Annotated in this window: 1 protein-coding gene; it reads right to left on the reverse strand. The window is 45.5% G+C overall.

What is annotated here, in order from left to right; genetic code table 11:
* Positions 1-34 precede the first annotated feature (34 nt).
* A complete protein-coding gene (locus L4F92_RS07030; protein ID WP_250363185.1) occupies positions 35-19735 on the reverse strand; it encodes an Ig-like domain-containing protein in 19701 nt (6566 codons plus the stop codon).
* Between the last annotated feature and the right edge of the window lie 12 nt (positions 19736-19747).

The raw sequence follows: 19747 nt of genomic DNA on the forward strand, positions 1-19747 counted from the left end.
GGTTTAATTTTATATTATTTTATTGAAACCAGAATTAAATAATATTAATTCCTGATTCAATCAATACTTGTTCAGGGCTAGTTTCGCCAGTAGAAGAACGATAGGTATAAACATCATATTGATGCCCATCGACATTTTCTACACCAGTTCTTTCCCAGAAGTTCCAGTTCTGCTGGATTAACCCACCACTGTCTTTATAGCGAACATTATTGTTACCAGCATCATACTTCGTATCATTATTATCGCCAAAGTCAATAGTAACATTCTCATTACCACCTTTAATATAGACTTTGGTAATGTTATCTGAAGTCAGATCAGATAGTGATAATGTTAGCTTATGATTTGTTGCGCCACTAAAATCTAATATTTCTACATTCGCAAATGCAGACATATCATCTGTTTGATTTGAGCTGTTAATTTTCACAATATCATTGCCTTCACCACCATCGATCTTGGCGTTACTAGCAATATCTCCACCAATGGTTGCAATATCATCACCAGACCCTAGATTTAGAGTTGGGGAATTTAATCCAAAACCAAAGGCTTTTTCAACATCAACGGTATCATTGCCTTCACCCATATCAAGAATGGTGCTTCCTTTAACCTCACCAACGCGGAGAGTGTCATCACCTGCCCCCATTATAATATGAGTACCATTGATGTCCTTGTTGGCAACTAAACCATCATTACCTTCACCAAGGTTAATTTCTCCACTTGTATCAATATAGGTATTTGCATACACAATATCATCACCAGCTCCAAGATTGATTGATGTTTTACCACCAATATAATCATTAGTGAAAATCATATCTTCACCTTCACCCGCAGTGATTGATGTTGTTCCTCTAATATACCCTTTTGTATAAACAGAGTTATTACCATCACCGAGGAAAATGGTTGCCGTTCCATCAATGTTAGAACCAACTTCAATACGATCATTACCATTTCCTGATGAAATGTTTGTTGTACCTGTGATATACCCGCCCACATTTAAGGTGTTATCACCATTTCCGAAAGATATTGTGGTGTTACCATCTAAGTTAGATCCTGTCGTCATTACATCATTACCATCACCAAAAGTGGTAACTAATGTTGACGCTGCAACCTGATATCCGCCAATAGAAACAATATTATGCCCATTACCCATATCAATGGTGTAATCTCCAGCTAGGATATTTTTATCTACTGAGAATTTATCATTGCCTTCACCCATAGTGAACTGCTTGTTATAAAAACTTTGCGTATCACCACGCACTTGGATATGGTCATCACCAGCACCAGTATCTACTTTAAGGTCTGTTTTATCTCCTAAAATAGCAGGTGCGTATCCAATTGAACCGTTAGTAACCCCAAATCCACCAAATTGTTCTAAACCAATCACTAATGTATCATTACCCTCACTTGCAGTAAGCCCGCCATCAGCGTGTGTGGCAACGTTTTTAGTTTGTTCATTCCAATTAAGGTTTGCGGTCATGACCCAATCATCAAATGAGCTGTGATTATCCGTATCCGGACCTAACTCAGTACTAAATTCCGTAAATAAGTTACGAATTACCATTACCCTCTGCGTATTAACGTTACCAGCTGCATCAACGACTGTTAATTTAACACCATCATTGGTATAACGATTCCAGTTTGGCATATCAAAGGTATATGTTCCATCTTGTTCATTATAAATGGCTGTTCCCGTTGCTTTTGCGCCTGTACCCGTTACATATTCAAAAGTAATAGTCGCCGCTTTTTCGGAATTACCTGCTGCTTTTAATACCATTTGAGTTGTATCACTATTAAATTTCTCTACAACCATAGATTCCACAAGGGTATCTAAGCGGAAATTAAACGCTTTGTTAGCTACATTAGTTTGTACTCCATCAATAGTCTCAAGCACATCAACTTTATAACGGTAATCTTGACCATAGGTTTCCGCTAAATTATCAGTAAAGGTATAAGTTTGACCATCCGTGGTTTTCAATTCAGAGAATGGGATCTCTGTTTCATCGTATTCTTGTCCACCTGATAGCTCACTACCCACTTTATAGCGTTTCACCACGATAGTTTGATTGCTATCCAACGGATGATCTAACGTAAAGGTCAATGTTGGTGTAGCATCATTAGTTAAACCTGTTGCTTTGCTTAACGCCGCATTACCTGAACCAGAAGATACATCACCCTCGTACGGCATTGCATCTCGATTTGGATAAAAGTCTGCAACATTACTTGCCTCTTGTTGTGGATTATGTGGATTTGTTTCATTACCAAAGTCATCAGTAAAGTCATCCACTAAGCCAACTTGTTGCACTGCTGTTGCACTTTGTCCTTGGATCGTAACCGTTACAACTTGTTGATCGCCACCTGCAGTTGTGACAGTGAAAGTATCTGTCAAGGTTTCACCTTGTTTTAATTGATTTACTTTTGCATTGCTTTGATCTGCGGTATATGACCAGTTGCCTTGTGCATCAATCGTAAATGAGCCATAACCATTAGCACCATTACCATTTTCTGCATTCCACGTATCCGCATTATCCACATCAGTAACAGTAAGTTTACCTGTTGCTGGTATTGCTTCAATGGTATTGCTCGCCCCTGAGCCATCTTTAGCGACGCCTGTCGTATCACCACTGATAACCGCTTTATCATCTGCACCTTGAACATTCACAACAATGTCATAAGAGCCACCTTTTACTGTTGTTACAGTGAGTTTGTCTTGAACAGTATCATTCGTATTCAGCGCCTGTGTTGCTGGACGATTATTATCTAAGGTATAACTCCAAGTACCATCCGCATTTAATGTGAACGTACCGTAAGTACCAGTTACAGAAGATTGTGGAACAAAATTCACACTCTCAGAACCTTGAGTTGCAACTAATTTGCCACCTGCATTTGGATCGCCTGGGATATTGTTATTCACGCCACTTGCTTCTGTCACCTCATTATCGTTGGTTGCAGATTGACCTGGTTCAATAACCACTGATGCATCTTCAACAGTATAAGATTGTGTTGCACTGAAATCACCAGAATTGCCCGCTTTATCTGTTGCGTGAACAGAAACAGTGAGCGACTTAGTATTATTCGCAGCCAATCCATCTCCCGGTACGGTTACACTGAAATCACCATCAGTATTGATAATTTTTCCTGTGTAACTTAAACCACCAAAGGATACCGTAACAACATCATCTACTGAAAATTCTCCAGTTACTTTACCTGTTACCGTAACGCTAATAGCTGCCTCAGTTAATGACACATTATTATCTTCCGCAACATTAATATTCGTAATGGAAGCATTAATATTGTTATCAACAATAGTCTTAGGTAAAGAACCTTTATCAGAGACATTACCTGCAGCATCGGTTTGACGCACTTGAACAGCTCCCGCTTCATAAGTTCCCGCCGGAAGTGTGAAATGCGGATCTGTAATTGTCGTCCAAGACTGACCATTATCCGAGCTGTACTCTAACTTAGCACCTGGCTCAACCTCTCCAATATTTACAACGCCATCACTAGTAATGTAATCACTAGAAGATGATCCTGTATCTTGTTCAAGAGTTAATTTCGGAGTTGCTGGTGCTGTACTATCTACCGTTGTTGCCGATAATTTGCCTACCTCAGAAACATTACCCGCTGCATCAGTTTGGCGTACTTGCACTTTTCCAGCCTCATACGAGCCTTCCGGTAAAACAAATTTACCCTCTGTTACATCATTCCAAGTCTTACCACCATCTGTGCTGTATTCTACTTTCGTATCTGATTCAACACCTGAAACGATCACGGTTCCATCTTTTGTGATGTTGTCTGCCGTATCACTACCTGTATCATTCGCTAACGCTAGCGTTGGTGCTTTAGGTACAGTTGTATCTACCGTCGTCGCTGGCAATTTCGCAACCGCTGATTCATTACCTGCTCCATCCACTTGTTTCACTTGAACTTGATCTTCAGTATAAACACCTTCTGGTAAGTCAAACTGACCATTTGTTACATCTTTCCAAGTCTTACCACCATCGGTGCTGTATTTCACCGTCGCACCAGCCTCAATACCACTTACTACAACCGTTCCATCGCTGGTGATGTTATCTGTAGCGTTCGTTCCTGTGTCATTCTCAAGCGCAACAGTTGGTGCATTTGGTGCTTGGTTATCCACTTTTTGTGAACCACTCGCAACCAAGGTTTCCGCACCTGTCGCTACACTGGTCGCAGCGCCCGCTTTAACCGTTAAGGTGACATCACCTGGATTCAAGCCTGCCGATGGTTTCACCACAACACTGTAAGTGCCATCTTGGTTATCTTTTAATGACCCTACAATCTCACCATTCGTCACACTTAGGTCATCATTAGCCAAGCCTGTTACCGCTTCACTTGGTGTTAAGGTAAAGGTGATATTGCCCTCTTGACCATTAATGACTTCTGCCGCTTTATCATCGGTAATCGCAATCGTTGGGTTCGATACAGCTAACACGCTGTAAGATTGTGAAGCACTTACTTCACCTTGATTATCCGCTGCATCTGTTGCTGTTACTGTTACATCAACTTGTTTGTCCGCATCCGCTTTAATTTCTGATGATGGCACTTTAACACTAAAGTGACCGTCAGCATCGCTAATTTTTCCTTCGTGCGTTTTTCCATCAACAGTAATAACCACTTTGTCACCAACTTTAAACTCGCCGGTTACTTGACCTGATACTGTCACCGTCGCTTGATGTGCTTCTGTACCATCAACTTCATTATCACCTGCTACAGTAATATTCGTAATTTGAGTTGTAGTATCATTTGGTGCTGTTGTATCTAAGTCAAAGGATGCTGGCGCACTCGCTGGTCCTTCGTTACCCGCTTTATCTGTCACTTTCGCATCAACGGTGTAAGTGCCATCTTTCGGTAGATCATCTTTCTCAATCGTTACCGTTACTTTATCCTTGGCATTCACATCATTCGGTAACGTATAAGTAACCGTCTGCGGATTATTCTCGGCATCTTTCACCGTTAAGGTAATCACATCACCTGCTTTCGCGCCATCTGGTAAAGTCACTTCAACCTGTACACCATCTGCCGCTTCTTTTGCATTTACACCGCCATCTGCATTCTCTGGAATCGCAATGCTTGGTGCCTGTGGCTTCACATCATCTATCGTGATCGCTTTATCTGGATTTACCGTTGTAACATCCGATACGTTACCTGCTTTATCTGTTTGACGGACTTGAATATCCCCTTTTGGATAAGTGCGGTTGTTTTCTAACGAGAATTCTGTGCCTGTGCCTTGTGTCCAGTTTTGACCGCCGTCAACACTGTATTCCCAGCTCGCATCTGGCTCAATGCCACTCACCGCAACGGTGTTGTCGCTCGTAATGCCATCTGTCGCATCTGCGCCTGTGTCATCTAAAGTTGCTGTCGGTGCTACTGGTTTCACGTTATCCACTTCTTGTGTACGCTCAGCCGATGCACTGTCTGCGTGTGTTGCTACACTTTGTGCCGCACCCGCCGGTAAGGACACTTTCACATCTCTAGAGTTCAACCCTTCATTCGGTTTCACTACTAAGGTGTAATCCGTGCCACTGCCGCTAAAGCTTACGATAGTGCCGTTTTCAACCGCAAAGTCACTCTCTTCTAAGCCCTCAACTGCTTCACTCGCCTTCACCGTGAAAGTGATGTTACCATCTTCAATGTTCGCCACATCTGGGGTCTTCGTAATGCTGTCCGTAATCGTAAAGGTTGGGCTATCACTAAAGTTACCTAACGTGCTGTCTGAACCTTCTGCTGACTTATTACCCGCCGCATCTGTCACCTGTGCTTTCACTACATTCTCTACACTTGGTTGTGGCTTAAAGGTCACCTCTACACCATTCACAATATTATCTGACGTTAAGGTTATGCTTTCTTTAGAGCCATCCGGCTTCGTCACCACTAATGTATCACCCTCTTGGTAACCCGCATCCGCTGGGAAGGTAATCTTCGCTTTGGCATTGCCGTTATCTAGGTCTTCCTTGTTGATTTCATTCGCGTTACCCGCTTCATCTTGGATAGCAACCACCGGCGCACCCGCGTTCTCATCGTTCACATCCGCTGTGCCATCTTTATTGCTATCGCCCGGTACTGTCGCATCTAACTTGAACGATACATCATTACTTGGTTCACTGCTGTTACCCGCTACATCTGTTACTTTCGCATTAACACTGTAATCACCATCTGTCGGTAACTTCTCTTTTGGAATAGTTACCGTTACTTTATCATTGGCATTCACATCATTCGGTAACGTATAAGTAACCGTCTGCGGATTATTCTCGGCATCTTTCACCGTTAAGGTAATCACATCACCCGCTTTCGCGCCATCTGGTAAGGTCACTTCAACCTGTACGCCATCTGCCGCTTCTTGGGCATTCACGCCATCTGTTGCTTCTGGAATGGTGATGCTTGGTGCCTGTGGCTTCACATCATCTATCGTGATCGCTTTATCTGGATTTACTGTTGTAACATCCGATACATTACCTGCTTTATCTGTTTGACGGACTTGAATGGCCCCTGCTGGATAAGTGCGGTCGTTTTCTAACGAGAATTCTGTGCCTGTGCCTTCTGTCCAGTTTTGACCGCCGTCAACACTGTATTCCCAGCTCGCATTCGGCTCAATACCACTCACTGCAACCGTATTGTCGCTAGTAATGCCGTCTTTCGCATTTGCTCCAGTATCATCTAAAGTTGCTGTCGGTGCATTTGGTGCTTTATTATCCACCGATTGGGTATGGCTTGCCACTGCAGTTGCCGCATTGGTTGCTACACTCGTCGCTGCACCCGCATCAATGCTTAATACGACATCCGCTGGGTTTAAGTTATCATTCGGTGTCACAACCACGGTATAGGTGTTATCAGCTCCAGCCACAAAAGACTTCACTGTACCATTTGTTACTTTTACATCTGACTGCTCAAAACCATCCACAGCTTCACTTGCTTTAATTGTGAACGTGATATCCCCATCTTTTGCATTCGCTACATCTGGAGATTTCGTGATGCTATCTGTAATCGTAAATGTCGGTGCATCGCTAAAGTTACCTAACGCGCTGTCTGAACCTTCCGCTGACTTATTACCCGCCGCATCTGTCACCTGTGCTTTCACTACATTCTCTACACCTGGTTGTGGCTTAAAGGTCACCTCTACACCATTCACAATATTATCTGACGTTAAGGTTATGCTTTCTTTAGAGCCATCCGGCTTCGTCACCACTAATGTATCACCCTCTTGGTAACCCGCATCCGCTGGGAAGGTAATCTTCGCTTTGGCGTTGCCGTTATCTAGGTCTTCCTTGTTGATCTCATCTGGCTTACCCGCCCCATCTTGGATAGTTACCACTGGTGCACCTGCATTCGTGTCTTTATCATCGGCTACACCATCTTTATTGCTATCGCCCGGTACTGTCGTATCTACGGTGATCGCTTTATCTGGATTTACTGTTGTAATATCCGATACGTTACCTGCTTTATCTGTTTGACGGACTTGAATATCCCCTTTTGGATAAGTGCGGTCGTTTTCTAACGAGAATTCTGTGCCTGTGCCTTCTGTCCAGTTTTTACCACCGTCAACACTGTATTCCCAGCTCGCATCTGGCTCAATGCCACTCACTGCAACGGTGTTGTCGCTCGTAATGCCATCTGTCGCATTTGCTCCGGTATCATCTAAAGTTGCTGTCGGTGCATTTGGTGCTTTATTATCCACCGATTGGGTATGGCTTGCCGCTGCAGTTGCCGCATTGGTTGCTACACTCGTCGCTGCACCCGCATCAATGCTTAATACGACATCCGCTGGGTCTAAGTTATCATTCGGTGTCACAACCACGGTATAGGTGTTATCAGCTCCAGCCACAAAAGACTTCACTGTACCATTTGTTACTTTTACATCTGACTGCTCAAAATCATTCACGGCTTCACTTGCTTTAATTGTGAACGTGATATCCCCATCTTTTGCATTCGCTACATCTGGAGATTTCGTGATGCTATCTGTAATCGTAAATGTCGGTGCATCGCTAAAGTTACCTAACGCGCTGTCTGAACCTTCCGCTGACTTATTACCCGCCGCATCTGTCACCTGTGCTTTCACTACATTCTCTACACCTGGTTGTGGCTTAAAGGTCACCTCTACACCATTCACAAGGTTTTCTTCTGTAAGGTCTATACGCTCTACGGTGCCATCTGGCTTGGTCACGATTAGTATATCACCCTCGTCATAACCCGCATCCGCTGGGAAGGTAATCTTCGCTTTGGCGTTACCGTTATCTAGGTCTTCCTTGTTGATCTCATCTGGGTTACCCGCCCCATCTTGGATAGTTACCACTGGTGCGCCTGCATTCGTGTCTTTATCATCGGCTACACCATCTTTATTGCTATCGCCCGGTACTGTCGTATCTACGGTGATCGCTTTATCTGGATTTACTGTTGTAATATCCGATACGTTACCTGCTTTATCTGTTTGACGGACTTGAATATCCCCTTTTGGATAAGTGCGGTCGTTTTCTAACGAGAATTCTGTGCCTGTGCCTTCTGTCCAGTTTTTACCACCGTCAACACTGTATTCCCAGCTTGCATTCGGCTCAATGCCACTCACTGCAACGGTATTATCACTAGTAATGCCGTCTTTCGCATTTGCTCCAGTATCATCTAAAGTTGCTGTCGGTGCATTTGGTGCTTTATTATCCACCGATTGGGTATGGCTTGCCGCTGCAGTTGCCGCATTGGTTGCTACACTCGTCGCTGCACCCGCATCAATGCTTAATACGACATCCGCTGGGTTTAAGTTATCATTCGGTGTCACAACCACGGTATAGGTGTTATCAGCTCCAGCCACAAAAGACTTCACTGTACCATTTGTTACTTTTACATCTGACTGCTCAAAACCATCCACGGCTTCACTTGCTTTAATTGTGAATGTGATATCCCCATCTTTTGCATTCGCTACATCTGGAGATTTCGTGATGCTATCTGTAATCGTAAATGTCGGTGCATCGCTAAAGTTACCTAACGCGCTGTCTGAACCTTCCGCTGACTTATTACCCGCCGCGTCTGTCACCTGTGCTTTCACTACATTCTCTACACCCGGTTGTGGCTTAAAGGTTACCTCTACACCATTCACAAGGTTTTCTTCTGTAAGGTCTATACGCTCTACGGTGCCATCTGGCTTGGTCACGATTAGTATATCACCCTCGTCATAACCCGCATCCGCTGGGAAGGTAATCTTCGCTTTGGCGTTACCGTTATCTAGGTCTTCCTTGTTGATCTCATCTGGGTTACCCGCCCCATCTTGGATAGTTACCACTGGTGCGCCTGCATTCGTATCTTTATCATCGGCTACACCATCTTTATTGCTATCTCCCGGTACTGTTGCATCTAAATTAAACGTCTCAACATTACTCAATGGGCTTTCATTACCCGCCGCATCAATGACTTGTGCTTTAACCGTGTAACTACCGTCTTTCGATAACTTCTCTTTATCTATTGTTACCGTTACTGATTCACCCGCTTTCACTGCTGTTTCAACAGGATATAATACCTCTGAGGAACTACCATCCAGATGTGCTACCTTTAATACAATCACATCACCCGCTTTCGCTCCCTCTGGTAAGGTTACTTCAACCTGTACACCATCTGCCACTTCTTGGGCATTCACGCCATCTGTTGCTTCTGGAATGGTGATGCTTGGTGCTGCTGGTGCTTGGTTATCCACCGATTGGGTATGGCTTGCCGCTGCAGTTGCCGCATTGGTTGCTACACTCGTCGCTGCACCCGCATCAATGCTTAATACGACATCCGCTGGGTTTAAGTTATCATTCGGTGTCACAACCACGGTATAGGTGTTATCAGCTCCAGCCACAAAAGACTTCACTGTACCATTTGTTACTTTTACATCTGACTGCTCAAAATCATTCACGGCTTCACTTGCTTTAATTGTGAACGTGATATCCCCATCTTTTGCATTCGCTACATCTGGAGATTTCGTGATGCTATCTGTAATCGTAAATGTCGGTGCATCGCTAAAGTTACCTAACGCACTATCTGAACCTTCCGCTGACTTATTACCCGCCGCATCTGTCACCTGTGCTTTCACTACATTCTCTACACCCGGTTGTGGCGTAAAGCTGATGTCCACACCATTTGCAATGTTATCTGACGTTAAGGTTATGTCTTCTGTAGAGCCATCCGGCTTCGTCACCACTAATGTATCACCTTTTTGGTAACCCGCATCCGCTGGGAAGGTAATCTTCGCTTTGGCGTTGCCGTTATCTAGGTCTTCCTTGTTGATCTCATCTGGGTTACCCGCTTCATCTTGGATAGTTACCACTGGTGCGCCTGCATTCGTATCTTTATCATCGGCTACACCATCTTTATTGCTATCGCCCGGTACTGTCGTATCTACGGTGATCGCTTTATCCGGATTTACTGTTGTAACATCCGATACGTTACCTGCTTTATCTGTTTGACGGACTTGAATATCCCCTTTTGGATAAGTGCGGTCGTTTTCTAACGAGAATTCTGTGCCTGTGCCTTCTGTCCAGTTTTGACCGCCGTCAACACTGTATTCCCAGCTTGCATCTGGCTCAATGCCACTCACCGCGACGGTGTTGTCGCTCGTAATGCCATCTGTCGTATTTGCTCCGGTATCATCTAAAGTTGCTGTCGGTGCATTTGGTGCTTTATTATCCACCGATTGGGTATGGCTTGCCGCTGCAGTTGCCGCATTGGTTGCTACACTCGTCGCTGCACCCGCATCAATGCTTAATACGACATCCGCTGGGTTTAAGTTATCATTCGGTGTCACAACCACGGTATAGGTGTTATCAGCTCCAGCCACAAAAGACTTCACTGTACCATTTGTTACTTTTACATCTGACTGCTCAAAACCATCCACAGCTTCACTTGCTTTAATTGTGAAGGTGATATCCCCATCTTTTGCATTCGCTACATCTGGAGATTTCGTGATGCTATCTGTAATCGTAAATGTCGGTGCATCGCTAAAGTTACCTAACGCGCTGTCTGAACCTTCCGCTGACTTATTACCCGCCGCATCTGTCACCTGTGCTTTCACTACATTCTCTACACCTGGTTGTGGCTTAAAGGTCACCTCTACACCATTCACAAGGTTTTCTTCTGTAAGGTCTATACGCTCTACGGTGCCATCTGGCTTGGTCACGATTAGTACATCACCCTCGTCATAACCCGCATCCGCTGGGAAGGTAATCTTCGCTTTGGCGTTACCGTTATCTAGGTCTTCCTTGTTGATCTCATCTGGGTTACCCGCTCCATCTTGGATAGCTACCATTGGTGCACCTGCATTCGTATCTTTATCATCGGCTACACCATCTTTATTGCTATCTCCCGGTACTGTTGCATCTAAATTAAACGTCTCAACATTACTCAATGGGCTTTCATTACCCGCCGCATCAATGACTTGTGCTTTAACCGTGTAACTACCGTCTTTCGATAACTTCTCTTTATCTATTGTTACCGTTACTGATTCACCCGCTTTCACTGCTGTTTCAACAGGATATAATACCTCTGAGGAACTACCATCCAGATGTGCTACCTTTAATACAATCACATCACCCGCTTTCGCTCCCTCTGGTAAGGTTACTTCAACCTGTACACCATCTGCCACTTCTTGGGCATTCACGCCATCTGTTGCTTCTGGAATGGTGATGCTTGGTGCCTGTGGCTTCACATCATCTATCGTGATCGCTTTATCTGGATTTACTGTTGTAACATCCGATACGTTACCTGCTTTATCTGTTTGACGGACTTGAATATCCCCTTTTGGATAAGTGCGGTCGTTTTCTAACGAGAATTCTGTGCCTGTGCCTTCTGTCCAGTTTTTACCACCGTCAACACTGTATTCCCAGCTCGCATTCGGCTCAATGCCACTCACTGCAACGGTGTTGTCGCTCGTAATGCCATCTGTCGCATTTGCTCCAGTATCATCTAAAGTTGCTGTCGGTGCATTTGGTGCTTTATTATCCACCGATTGGGTATGGCTTGCTGCTGCAGTTGCCGCATTGGTTGCTACACTCGTCGCTGCACCCGCATCAATGCTTAATACGACATCCGCTGGGTTTAAGTTATCATTCGGTGTCACAACCACGGTATAGGTGTTATCAGCTCCAGCCACAAAAGACTTCACTGTACCATTTGTTACTTTTACATCTGACTGCTCAAAACCATCCACAGCTTCACTTGCTTTAATTGTGAACGTGATATCCCCATCTTTTGCATTCGCTACATCTGGAGATTTCGTGATGCTATCTGTAATCGTAAATGTCGGTGCATCGCTAAAGTTACCTAACGCGCTGTCTGAACCTTCCGCTGACTTATTACCCGCCGCATCTGTCACCTGTGCTTTCACTACATTCTCTACACCTGGTTGTGGCTTAAAGGTCACCTCTACACCATTCACAATATTATCTGACGTTAAGGTTATGCTTTCTTTAGAGCCATCCGGCTTCGTCACCACTAATGTATCACCCTCTTGGTAACCCGCATCCGCTGGGAAGGTAATCTTCGCTTTGGCGTTGCCGTTATCTAGGTCTTCCTTATTGATCTCATCTGGGTTACCCGCTCCATCTTGGATAGCTACCATTGGTGCGCCTGCATTCGTATCTTTATCATCGGCTACACCATCTTTATTGCTATCGCCTGGTACTGTCGTATCTACGGTGATCGCTTTATCTGGATTTACTTCTGTAACATCCGATACATTACCTGCTTTATCTGTTTGACGGACTTGAATATCCCCTTTTGGATAAGTGCGGTCGTTTTCTAACGAGAATTCTGTGCCTGTGCCTTCTATCCAGTTTTGACCGCCGTCAACACTGTATTCCCAGCTCGCATTCGGCTCAATGCCACTCACTGCAACCGTATTGTCGCTAGTAATGCCGTCTTTCGCATTTGCTCCAGTATCATCTAAAGTTGCTTTCGGTGCTGCTGGTACAGTTGTATCTACCGTCGTCGCTGGTAATTTCGCAACCGCTGATTCATTACCTGCTCCGTCCACTTGTTTCACTTGAACTTGACCTTCAGTATAGACACCTTCTGGTAAATCAAACTGACCATTTGTTACATCTTTCCAAGTCTTACCACCATCGGTGCTGTATTTCACTACCGCACCATCTTCAACATTACTTACAACGACTGTTCCATCATTCGTAATGTTGTCTGAGTTACTCGCTCCGCTGTCTTTTTCAAGGGATAACGTCGGTGCTGCTGGTGCAGTACTATCCACCGTTGTTGCCGATAATTTGCCTACCTCAGAGACATTACCCGCCGCATCAGTTTGGCGTACTTGCACTTTTCCAGCCTCATACGAGCCTTCCGGTAAAACAAATTTACCCTCTGTTACATCATTCCAAGTCTTACCACCATCTGTGCTGTATTCTACTTTCGTATCTGATTCAACACCTGAAACGATCACGGTTCCATCTTTTGTGATGTTGTCTGCCGTATCACTACCTGTATCATTCGCTAACGCTAGCGTTGGTGCTTTAGGTACAGTTGTATCTACCGTCGTCGCTGGTAATTTCGCAACCGCTGATTCATTACCTGCTCCGTCCACTTGTTTCACTTGGACTTGACCTTCAGTATAAACACCTTCTGGTAACTCAAACTGACCATTTGTTACATCTTTCCAAGTCTTACCACCATCGGTGCTGTATTTCACTACCGCACCATCTTCAACATTACTTACAACGACTGTTCCATCATTCGTAATGTTGTCTGAGTTACTCGCTCCGCTGTCTTTTTCAAGGGATAACGTCGGTGCTGCTGGTGCAGTACTATCCACCGTTGTTGCCGATAATTTGCCTACCTCAGAGACATTACCCGCCGCATCAGTTTGGCGTACTTGCACTTTTCCAGCCTCATACGAGCCTTCCGGTAAAACAAATTTACCCTCTGTTACATCATTCCAAGTCTTACCACCATCTGTGCTGTATTCTACTTTCGTATCTGATTCAACACCTGAAACGATCACGGTTCCATCTTTTGTGATGTTGTCTGCCGTATCACTACCTGTATCATTCGCTAACGCTAGCGTTGGTGCTTTAGGTACAGTTGTATCTACCGTCGTCGCTGGTAATTTCGCAACCGCTGATTCATTACCTGCTCCGTCCACTTGTTTCACTTGGACTTGACCTTCAGTATAAACACCTTCTGGTAACTCAAACTGACCATTTGTTACATCTTTCCAAGTCTTACCACCATCGGTGCTGTATTTCACTACCGCACCATCTTCAACATTACTTACAATGACTGTTCCATCATTCGTAATGTTGTCTGAGTTACTCGCTCCGCTGTCTTTTTCAAGGGATAATGCCGGCGCTGCTGGTGCAGTACTATCCACTGTTGTTGCCGATAATTTGCCTACCTCAGAGACGTTACCCGCTGCATCAGTTTGGCGTACTTGCACTTTTCCAGACTCATACGAGCCTTCCGGTAAAACAAATTTACCCTCTGTAACTTCATTCCAAGTCTTACCACCATCTGTGCTGTATTCTACTTTCGCATCTGATTCAACACCTGAAACGATCACGGTTCCATCTTTTGTGATGTTGTCTGCCGTATCACTACCTGTATCATTCGCTAACGCTAGCGTTGGTGCTTTAGGTACAGTTGTATCTACCGTCGTCGCTGGCAATTTCGCAACCGCTGATTCATTACCTGCTCCGTCCACTTGTTTCACTTGGACTTGACCTTCAGTATAAACACCTTCTGGTAACTCAAACTGACCATTTGTTACATCTTTCCAAGTCTTACCACCATCGGTGCTGTATTTCACTACCGCACCATCTTCAACATTACTTACAATGACTGTTCCATCATTCGTAATGTTGTCTGAGTTACTCGCTCCGCTGTCTTTTTCAAGAGATAACGTCGGTGCTGCTGGTGCAGTTGTATCAAGATCAAAGTGTGTCGGCTCACTCGCTGGGCTTTCATTCCCCGCTTTGTCTGTCACTTTCACTGCCACATCATAACCGCCATCTGTTGGAAGGCTGGTTTTAGGAATGGTGACAGGAATCTCTGTTTGCCCCACTTCTTCTGGGGTAACTTTGTGTGTGATGTCTTCTGTTGTGCCATCTGGTTTGGTCACTGTCACAGTGATTTCATCACCTTCTTTAGCGCCCTCTGGAAGGGTTACTTTTACTTCAACACCGTCTTGGGCTTCATTGGCATTCACACCATCTGTCGCTTCCGGCACGCTTACCGTTGGTTGGCTTGGTGCGGTGGTGTCTAAATCAAAGTGTGTCGGCTCACTCGCTGGGCTTTCATTCCCCGCTTTGTCTGTCACTTTCACTGCCACATCATAACCGCCATCTGTTGGGAGGCTAGCTTTTGGAATGGTGACAGGAATCTCTGTTTGTCCCACTTCTTCTGGGGTAACTTTGTGTGTGATGTCTTCTGTTGTGCCATCTGGCTTAGTCACTGTCACAGTGATTTCATCACCTTCTTTAGCCCCCTCTGGAAGGGTTACTTTTACTTCAACACCGTCTTGGGCTTCATTGGCATTCACGCCATCTGTCGCTTCTGGCACGCTTACCGTTGGTTGGCTTGGTGCGGTGGTGTCTAAATCAAAGTGTGTCGGCTCACTCGCTGGGCTTTCATTCCCCGCTTTGTCTGTCACTTTCACTGCCACATCATAACCGCCATCTGTTGGGAGGCTAGCTTTTGGAATGGTGACAGGAATCTCTGTTTGTCCCACTTCTTCTGGGGTAACTTTGTGTGTGATGTCTTCTGTTGTGCCATCTGGTTTGGTTACTGTCACAGTGATTTCATCACCTTCTTTAGCGCCCTCTGGAAGGGTTACTTTTACTTCAACACCGTCTTGGGCTTCATCGGCATTCACGCCATCTGTCGCTTCTGGCACGCTTACCGTTGGTTGGCTTGGTGCGGTGGTATCTAAATCAAAGTGTGTCGGCTCACTCGCTGGGCTTTCATTCCCCGCTTTGTCTGTCACTTTCACTGCCACATCATAACCGCCATCTGTTGGGAGGCTAGCTTTTGGAATGGTGACAGGAATCTCTGTTTGTCCCACTTCTTCTGGGGTAACTTTGTGTGTGATGTCTTCTGTTGTGCCATCTGGCTTAGTCACTGTCACAGTGATTTCATCACCTTCTTTAGCCCCCTCTGGAAGGGTTACTTTTACTTCAACACCGTCTTGGGCTTCATCGGCATTCACGCCATCTGTCGCTTCTGGCACGCTTACCGTTGGTTGGCTTGGTGCGGTGGTGTCTAAATCAAAGTGTGTCGGCTCACTCGCTGGGCTTTCATTCCCCGCTTTGTCTGTCACTTTCACTGCCACATCATAACCGCCATCTGTTGGAAGGCTAGCTTTTGGAATGGTAACAGGAATCTCTGTTTGTCCCACTTCTTCTGGGGTAACTTTGTGTGTGATGTCTTCTGTTGTGCCATCTGGCTTGGTCACTGTTACAGTGATTTCATCACCTTCTTTAGCGCCCTCTGGAAGGGTTACTTTTACTTCAACACCGTCTTGGGCTTCATCGGCATTCACGCCATCTGTCGCTTCTGGCACGCTTACCGTTGGTTGGCTTGGTGCGGTGGTGTCTAAATCAAAGTGTGTCGGCTCACTCGCTGGGCTTTCATTCCCCGCTTTGTCTGTCACTTTCACTGCCACATCATAACCGCCATCTGTTGGAAGGCTAGCTTTTGGAATGGTAACAGGAATCTCTGTTTGTCCCACTTCTTCTGGGGTAACTTTGTGTGTGATGTCTTCTGTTGTGCCATCTGGCTTGGTCACTGTTACAGTGATTTCATCACCTTCTTTAGCGCCCTCTGGAAGGGTTACTTTTACTTCAACACCGTCTTGGGCTTCATTGGCATTCACGCCATCTGTCGCTTCCGGCACGCTTACCGTTGGTTGGCTTGGTGCGGTGGTATCTAAATCAAAGTGTGTCGGCTCACTCGCTGGGCTTTCATTCCCCGCTTTGTCTGTCACTTTCACTGCCACATCATAACCGCCATCTGTTGGAAGGCTGGTTTTAGGAATGGTGACAGGAATCTCTGTTTGCCCCACTTCTTCTGGGGTAACTTTGTGTGTGATGTCTTCTGTTGTGCCATCTGGTTTGGTCACTGTCACAGTGATTTCATCACCTTCTTTAGCCCCCTCTGGAAGGGTTACTTTTACTTCAACACCGTCTTGGGCTTCATCGGCATTCACACCATCTGTCGCTTCCGGCACGCTTACCGTTGGTTGGCTTGGTGCGGTGGTGTCTAAATCAAAGTGTGTCGGCTCACTCGCTGGGCTTTCATTCCCCGCTTTGTCTGTCACTTTCACTGCCACATCATAACCGCCATCTGTTGGGAGGCTAGCTTTTGGAATGGTGACAGGAATCTCTGTTTGTCCCACTTCTTCTGGGGTAACTTTGTGTGTGATGTCTTCTGTTGTGCCATCTGGCTTAGTCACTGTCACAGTGATTTCATCACCTTCTTTAGCCCCCTCTGGAAGGGTTACTTTTACTTCAACACCGTCTTGGGCTTCATTGGCATTCACACCATCTGTCGCTTCCGGCACGCTTACCGTTGGTTGGCTTGGTGCGGTGGTGTCTAAATCAAAGTGTGTCGGCTCACTCGCTGGGCTTTCATTCCCCGCTTTGTCTGTCACTTTCACTGCCACATCATAACCGCCATCTGTTGGGAGGCTAGCTTTTGGAATGGTGACAGGAATCTCTGTTTGTCCCACTTCTTCTGGGGTAACTTTGTGTGTGATGTCTTCTGTTGTGCCATCTGGCTTAGTCACTGTCACAGTGATTTCATCACCTTCTTTAGCCCCCTCTGGAAGGGTTACTTTTACTTCAACACCGTCTTGGGCTTCATTGGCATTCACGCCATCTGTCGCTTCTGGCACGCTTACCGTTGGTTGGCTTGGTGCGGTGGTGTCTAAATCAAAGTGTGTCGGCTCACTCGCTGGGCTTTCATTCCCCGCTTTGTCTGTCACTTTCACTGCCACATCATAACCGCCATCTGTTGGGAGGCTAGCTTTTGGAATGGTGACAGGAATCTCTGTTTGTCCCACTTCTTCTGGGGTAACTTTGTGTGTGATGTCTTCTGTTGTGCCATCTGGTTTGGTTACTGTCACAGTGATTTCATCACCTTCTTTAGCGCCCTCTGGAAGGGTTACTTTTACTTCAACACCGTCTTGGGCTTCATCGGCATTCACGCCATCTGTCGCTTCTGGCACGCTTACCGTTGGTTGGCTTGGTGCGGTGGTATCTAAATCAAAGTGTGTCGGCTCACTCGCTGGGCTTTCATTCCCCGCTTTGTCTGTCACTTTCACTGCCACATCATAACCGCCATCTGTTGGGAGGCTAGCTTTTGGAATGGTGACAGGAATCTCTGTTTGTCCCACTTCTTCTGGGGTAACTTTGTGTGTGATGTCTTCTGTTGTGCCATCTGGCTTAGTCACTGTCACAGTGATTTCATCACCTTCTTTAGCGCCCTCTGGAAGGGTTACTTTTACTTCAACACCATCTTCGGCTTCATTGGCATTCACGCCATCTGTCGCTTCCGGCACGCTTACCGTTGGTTGGCTTGGTGCGGTGGTATCTAAATCAAAGTGTGTCGGCTCACTCGCTGGGCTTTCATTCCCCGCTTTGTCTGTCACTTTCACTGCCACGTCATAACCGCCATCTGTTGGGAGGCTAGCTTTTGGAATGGTGACAGGAATCTCTGTTTGTCCCACTTCTTCTGGGGTAACTTTGTGTGTGATGTCTTCTGTTGTGCCATCTGGTTTAGTCACTGTCACAGTGATTTCATCACCTTCTTTAGCGCCCTCTGGAAGGGTTACTTTTACTTCAACACCGTCTTCGGCTTCATCGGCATTCACGCCATCTGTCGCTTCTGGCACGCTTACCGCTGGTTGGCTTGGTGCGGTGGTATCTAAATCAAAGTGTGTCGGCTCACTCGCTGGGCTTTCGTTCCCCGCTTTGTCTGTCACTTTCACTGCCACATCATAACCGCCATCTGTTGGAAGGCTGGTTTTAGGAATGGTGACAGGAATCTCTGTTTGTCCCACTTCTTCTGGGGTAACTTTGTGTGTGATGTCTTCTGTTGTGCCATCTGGTTTGGTCACTGTCACAGTGATTTCATCACCTTCTTTAGCCCCCTCTGGAAGGGTTACTTTTACTTCAACACCGTCTTGGGCTTCATTGGCATTCACGCCATCTGTCGCTTCTGGCACGCTTACCGTTGGTTGGCTTGGTGCGGTGGTGTCTGTTGAAGAAGAACTTCCACTACCATCGTGATTTCCCGCAGCAATAGCAATACCAGCTAAAGGCACAAGCGCTAACAACCACCAAGGGTTAAACGCCCAATAAGGGCTGATCTCTTCTCCACCAAGTGCTTGTGGCGCGGCCTCATTATCTACAAGAAGGCTGACCGCATCATTTTTCTCACCTGACTCAGGCACATAAGCGTAAATTAGACCATTTTCCGCTTTACCCACAATTAAGTTAGTTACCTGTTCAGGATCTTTAGCGCCATAATAGTTTTCAATCACAATATCAGAAGATGTATCACCATCATCTAATAGAATCTCTAATTTACTACCAACACGCTTAGCGATAATATTCTGTGGTGCAAAACCTGTGGCATCATCAATAAGCTGATAATTTACTTTATCTTTTCCTTGAAGAATGATTTTACTACCTTGCTCTAACTTATAACTATTAAGAACTTTTTTGGCATTTAATACTTTCACTGTAATCGACATATAAATCTCTCC

This window comes from Avibacterium sp. 21-595, from assembly GCF_023611905.1.
Lineage (GTDB): Bacteria > Pseudomonadota > Gammaproteobacteria > Enterobacterales > Pasteurellaceae > Avibacterium.

Coding starts and splice junctions, on each gene's coding strand:
- L4F92_RS07030 (WP_250363185.1), bottom strand. CDS start 19,735: ATGTCGATTACAGTGAAAGTATTAAATGCCAAAAAAGTTCTTAATAGT.